The 4126-nt window shown below is 68.0% G+C and carries 4 protein-coding genes and 1 pseudogene; 2 read left to right on the forward strand and 3 right to left on the reverse strand.

Annotated features, from left to right (window positions below):
* A pseudogene (locus tag ACIPIA_RS11435) lies at positions 1 to 245 on the forward strand (hypothetical protein); the annotation flags it as partial.
* Positions 246 to 296: 51 nt separating this feature from the next.
* On the opposite strand, the gene ACIPIA_RS11440 reads toward ACIPIA_RS11435, so the two are convergent.
* Positions 297 to 1619: an aspartate aminotransferase family protein gene (locus ACIPIA_RS11440; protein ID WP_400509568.1), complete on the reverse strand. Its 1323-nt coding sequence runs from the start codon at positions 1617 to 1619 to the stop codon at positions 297 to 299.
* Positions 1620 to 1754: 135 nt separating this feature from the next.
* Here ACIPIA_RS11440 and ACIPIA_RS11445 point away from each other — a divergent pair, with 135 nt between their 5' ends.
* Positions 1755 to 2543 carry an IclR family transcriptional regulator gene (locus tag ACIPIA_RS11445; RefSeq protein ID WP_400509570.1) on the forward strand — a complete coding sequence of 263 codons (789 nt, stop codon included), beginning with the start codon at positions 1755 to 1757 and terminating at the stop codon, positions 2541 to 2543.
* An 8-nt stretch (positions 2544 to 2551) separates the two neighbouring features.
* On the opposite strand, the gene ACIPIA_RS11450 is transcribed toward ACIPIA_RS11445, so the two are convergent.
* Positions 2552 to 3499, reverse strand: coding sequence for an ABC transporter permease (locus ACIPIA_RS11450; RefSeq protein WP_400509572.1), 948 nt, complete (start codon positions 3497 to 3499; stop codon positions 2552 to 2554).
* Positions 3496 to 4126, reverse strand: a 631-nt coding sequence (locus ACIPIA_RS11455; protein ID WP_400509574.1) for an ABC transporter permease, incomplete at its 5' end; no start/stop codon positions are given. The genes ACIPIA_RS11455 and ACIPIA_RS11450, both read right to left, overlap by 4 nt.

The following is a 4126-nucleotide window of genomic DNA, read 5'->3' on the forward strand; positions in this document are numbered from 1 at the left end:
CGGGGCTCGGCTGGTCCATGGCCCCGGAGACGCTGGCGGGAGAGCATCTCGCAGCGGGCCGGCTGGTGGAGCTGCCGCCGCATCTGCGGATCCCCGTCGCGCTATACTGGCAGCGAACGCGCCTTGCCGCCCGGCTGCTCGACCGCCTCACCCAGGCCGTGCGAGCGACGAGCTTGCTGGAACTGGCCCCTGCCGGAGGCCCGCGCTCGATGCACGCCGACGATCGTGACGACGAGCGCCGCTGATCGGGTTCCGGACAAACCCGCCGAGGAGAGATTTCGTCTCCACGGCCGGCCTCAGGCCGCCGCGATCTCGCGCGCCGCCGCCCGGACAGCCTTTAGCGTGCGGTCGACGACCTCGGCGTCGTGTTCCGAAGAGACGAACCAGGCGCCGCGCTCGAGCACGCGCACGCCGCGCTTGAGCAGGGCGTGGGCGAAGCGGCTATAGGCCGCCTTGTCCGCGCGAGCGACCTCCCGGTAGTTCCGGGCCGGCGCGTCAAGTCCGAACGCGACGTGGAACATCAGCGGGAAACCGGCAACCTGTGCCTTGATGCCCTCCTCCGCCAGAGCGGCGCGGACACCGTCCTGCAGGCGCTGACCATGGCCGGAGCTGCGCTCGTAATGCTCAGGCGTCAGCGCCTTCTGCGTCGCCACCAGCGCAGCCATCGCGATCGGCTGGGCGTTGAAGGTGCCGCCATGCAGCACGCCGTCGGCGAAGAGATCGAGCAGGTCGGCCCGCCCCGCGACCGCGGCGACCGGGAAGCCGTTGGCGATCGCCTTCGCCATGATCGTCAGGTCCGGCGTCACGCCGAAGCGCTCCTGCGCCCCGCCGCGGCCGAGCCGGAAGCCCGTGATCACCTCGTCGAAAATCAGCAAGGCGCCATGCCGGCGGCAAGCAGCCAGCGCGCCTTCAAGATAGCCCGGCGCGGGAGCGATGGCGCCCTGGTTGCACATCGCCGGCTCCATCAGCACGGCGGCGACGTCCCCCCTGGCCAGCCGCTTCTCCAGAGCCGCGAGATCGTTCCAGCCGAGGATCGAGAGTCCCTCACCCGCCTCGGCATCCTGCCCCCTGCTGCCGATCACCGGCGTCGGCGCGTCCTCAGGCCCGGCGGCGTTCAGCCCCGGCGCGGTCGACCACAGAATGTTGTCGAACCAGCCATGATAATGCCCCTCGAACTTGACGATGATGCGCTTGCCGGTGGCGGCGCGGGCCAGCCGCATCGCCGCCTGCGCCACCTCCGATCCCGACGAGCCGAAGCGCAGCCGCTCCGCCGAAGGAATGCGCTCGCAGATCAGCCTGGCGGCCTCGTATTCGATCGGCGCCTGGCCGGCGAAGAGGATGCCCTTCTCCGCCTGCTGCCGCACAGCCTCGATCACTGCTCTTGGCGAGTGCCCGAGCACCGTGGCGCCCATCCCGCAATAATAGTCGATGATCCGGTTTCCATCGGCGTCGACGAGATAGGCGCCTTCGCCGCGCTCGAAGACGAGCGGGCCGGGCGCCATGCCGAGCCGGAAATTGCTGTTCACGCCACCGGCGATGAAGCGCGCGTTCTCCGCGATCTGCCGGGCCGATTCCTCGAAGCGCAGTGTCCCCGCCTGCTGGGTAACGTTGCCTGCCACGTGCGTCGCCTCCGCTTCTGTTTCGCAGACCTGACCAGAGCCGTCATACCGTGTAAAGGAACGCACGTTTCGTGTTGCGGAATTAGGCACGGATCGCTATCCGGCATCGAGGAAAGCCCGAGCGCCGGAGTGGCCATGACCAGGAAAACCGACAACCCCTACGTCGTGCAGCCGGTGATGAAAGCGCTGAAGGTGCTGGAGCTCGTCGCCAGGCATGGCCATGAAATCGCGCTCACCGCCGTCAGCAAGGAGCTGCGGATCCCGAAGACGACGACCTTCCGCTACCTGCAGACGCTGACGGCCGCCGGCTTCCTCGACCACAACCGCGCGACCGACCGCTACAATCTCGGCCCGCAATTGCGTTCCATCGCCCGCGCCGACGCCAGCGTCAGCAAGGTGCGCGAGCTTGCCCGGCCCGCGATGATCGAGCTGATGCACGAGTTCAACGAGACCGTGAATCTCGCGGTGAAAGGCAATGGCACGATCGTCTATATCGACCTGATCGAGGCCAATCGGTCGCTGAGGATGCAGGCGCGGATCGGCGACAGCCATCCGATGCATTCGACCGCGCTCGGCAAGGCGATCCTCGCCTTCCTGCCTGAAGCGGAGCTGCAGCGGCAGCTCGACCTGCCATTGACCGAACGCACCGGCCGCACCCTGCTGGAGCGTGAGGAGATCGAACGGCAGCTCAGGCAGGTCGCCCGCAGCGGCTATGCGACGGAGATGGGCGAAAACGAAGACGGCGCCATGTGCATCGGCGCGCCGATCCTCGACGAAGACGGTTACCCGCTGGCCGCGCTCTCGATCTCGGCGCCCCTGATGCGCATGCCGCATTCGCTGGCGGCAAAGGCGGGCACCCGCCTGCGCGAGGTTGCTGCCGGCATCTCCGGCCAGCTCGGCTCGCATCCCGCTGCGGCGCGCTGAGACGGCGCTCATCGGTATTCGATCCGCGGATCGATCCAGGCGTAGAGCATGTCGACCAGCAGGTTGATCAGCATGTAGGCGATCAGGATCACCAGGATGCAGCCCTGGATCAGCGGATAGTCGCGGGTGCTGATCGCCTGGATCAGCAAGCGTCCGAGGCCGGGATAGGTGAAGACCGCCTCGGTCACCACGGCACCGCCGATGAAGTTCGCCATCATCAGGCCGACGATCGTGACGAAGGGCAGCAGCGCGTTTCGCATGATGTGCAGGCCGACGATCCGCTCCTCCGGCACGCCCTTGGCTCGGGCGGTGCGGACATAGTCGGCCCGCGCCTCGCCGATCAGCGACGCCCGCAGGAACCGCGCCAGGATGCCCGAGACGTAGACGCCGAGCGTCAATGCCGGGAGCGCGAGGCTGCGCAGCGCATCCAGTGGCGACTGCCAGAACGGAACGTAGCGCGAGGCCGAGGGCAGCCAGCGCAGTTCCACCGCGAAGAGCAGGATCAGCAGGATGCCGAGCCAGAAGGTCGGCACGCCCAGGGCCAGCGCGCTCCAGCCGCTCAACAGCCGGTCGAGCCAAGAATTCGGCCTGATCGCGCTTGCGATCGCGACGGGGATGCCGATTGCCAGCGCCACCATGATCGCCGCCAGCGCAAGCTGCAGGGTGGCCGGCAGGCGCTCTCCGATGAGTTGCAGCACCGGCTGGCGGCTGTGCAGCGATAGGCCGAAATCGCCCGTCGAAGCCCGGCCGAGCCAGTCGAGATACTGGACCGCCATCGGCCGATCGAGACCGTAGCGCTGGATCGCAGCCGCGATTTCCTCCTGCGAGGCGTTCTCGCCGACGATCACCGCGATCGGCCCGCCCGGCACCGCATAGATCATCGCGAAGATCGCGAAGGAGGCAAGCAGCAGCACGGGCAGCATCTGGAAGAGGCGGCGCAGGACATAGGACGTCATCGCCGCCCCCCGATCGTCACGCCCGAGGCGTCGGTCTCGTCGCGATCGAGGATCGCGGTGAGCGCGCGGCCGATGGTGTCGAAGGACAGGATCGTCAGGGTCAGCACCAGGCCCGGCAGCACCGCATAGCTCGGCGCCTCGTAAAGATAGGACTTCCCGGTGCGCAGCATCTCGCCCCAGCTCGGCGTCGGCGGCGGCACGCCGACCCCGAGGAAGGCCAGGGCCGCCTCGAGCAGGATCGCGATCGACGCCAGAACGATTGCCTGAACGACCAATGGACTCAAGGCATTGGGCAGGATCGTTCGGAACATGATGTAGGCTGGCCGCCCGCCGAAACCGCGTACCGCAGTGACGAAGTCCAGTTGGCGCAATGCCATCACCTGCGCCCGGGCGATGCGGGCGAAGCCGGGGATACCGGCAACGCCGACTGCGATGAGCGCTGCTCCCTGGCTGCGTCCGAGCACGGCGATCAGCGCCATCGCGAAGAGGATGTTCGGCAGCGCAAGCAACACGTCGATGCAGCGCATAAGCAGCGAATCCCGCCAGTCGCCGTAGAATCCGGCGGCTAGCCCGATGGGCACGCCGACCAGCGCCGCGATCAGCACCGCCCCGAAAGCAGTGACCAGC

The organism is Allobosea sp. CER48, assembly GCF_044752385.1.
Lineage (GTDB): Bacteria > Pseudomonadota > Alphaproteobacteria > Rhizobiales > Beijerinckiaceae > Allobosea.

Coding starts and splice junctions, on each gene's coding strand:
- ACIPIA_RS11445 (WP_400509570.1), top strand. CDS start 1,755: ATGACCAGGAAAACCGACAACCCCTACGTCGTGCAGCCGGTGATGAAA.
- ACIPIA_RS11450 (WP_400509572.1), bottom strand. CDS start 3,499: ATGACGTCCTATGTCCTGCGCCGCCTCTTCCAGATGCTGCCCGTGCTG.